1 protein-coding gene is annotated in these 1370 nt (G+C 64.2%); it reads left to right on the top strand.

Annotated elements, in window-relative coordinates:
* Window positions 1-36 precede the first annotated feature (36 nt).
* On the top strand, window positions 37-1370 hold a 1334-nt coding region (locus V7D81_RS05820), incomplete at its 3' end, for an FAD-dependent oxidoreductase (protein ID WP_324315195.1).

The raw sequence follows: 1370 nt of genomic DNA, 5'->3' as shown, positions 1-1370 counted from the left end.
GCGAGCGACCAGCCAGAGAAGACACGAAGAGAAAAGATGGCCACTGACGTACTCGTTCCGGATCTGGGCGACTTCAAGGATGTCGAAGTCATCGATGTGCTGGTAAAGCCCGGTGACCGTATCGAAGCCGAAACGCCGCTCATCACGCTCGAAACCGAGAAGGCGACGATGGATGTGCCGTCGTCGTCCGCGGGCGTCGTGAAGTCGGTGGCGGTGAAGAAGGGCGATCGGGTGTCGAAGGGTTCGGTGGTGGTGACGGTCGAGGCGGGTTCGCCGGAGAAGACCCCCACCCAGCCCTCTCCCGCAAGCGGAGGAGGGGAAGAACCCGAGCCAGCCGCTTCTTCCTCTGGCCAGTCGCCAGTCGCCAGTAGCCAGCCGCCTTCCTCCTTCGCCTTCGACCTCGTCGTTCTCGGCGCCGGCCCCGGCGGCTACACCGCCGCGTTCCGCGCCGCCGATCTCGGCATGAAAGTCGCGATGATCGAACGCTGGCCGACGCTCGGCGGCGTATGTCTCAACGTCGGCTGCATACCCTCGAAAGCACTGCTGCACGCGGCGAAGGTCATCGAGGAAGCCGAAGAGATGCACGTCGGCGGCATCACCTTCGGCAAGCCGCAAATCGATCTGGCGAAGCTGCGCGAATGGAAGGGCAAGGTGGTGGGTCGCCTGACCGGCGGGCTCGCCATGATGTCGAAGCAGCGCAAGGTGGAGATCATCCGCGGCACGGGCAGGTTCGTATCGCCGCATGAGATCGAAGTCGCGGCGGAGGTGACGGGCGACGAGGAACAGGCGACAGGCGACAGGCGACAGGCGACAGCCAGAAAGGTGTCGTTCCGTCACTGCATCATCGCGGCGGGTTCCGAGTCCATCAAACTGCCGGGTCTGCCGGACGATCCGCGCATCATCGATTCCACCGGCGCACTCGAGATCGACATTCCGAAACGCTTCCTCGTGGTCGGCGGCGGCATCATCGGCCTGGAAATGGCGACGGTGTATGCGGCGCTCGGCGCGCAGGTCAGCGTCGTCGAACTCACCGACGGGCTGATTCCCGGCTGCGATCGCGATCTCGTCAGGCCGCTGGAAAAACGCATCGCGAAGAAATACGAACAGATCCTGGTCAAGACCAGGGTCACGAAGATCGAAGCGCTCGAGGAAGGCCTCAAGGTCACGTTCGAGGGCGAGAAGGCGCCCGGGCCGCAGCTCTACGACAAGGTACTGATCGCCGTCGGCCGCAGTCCCAACGGCAAGCGCATCAACGCCGAGGCGGCCGGTGTGCAGGTCAACGAACGCGGCTTCATTCCGGTCGACAGGCAGATGCGCACCAACGTGCCGCACATCTTCGCGATCGGCGACATCGTCGGCCAGCCGATGCT

Source organism: Povalibacter sp., from assembly GCF_036735925.1.
Taxonomy (GTDB): Bacteria; Pseudomonadota; Gammaproteobacteria; order Steroidobacterales; family Steroidobacteraceae; genus Steroidobacter.
Note: the sequence above shows the minus strand (reverse complement) of the source record. Positions and strands in the feature narration are given on the sequence as shown.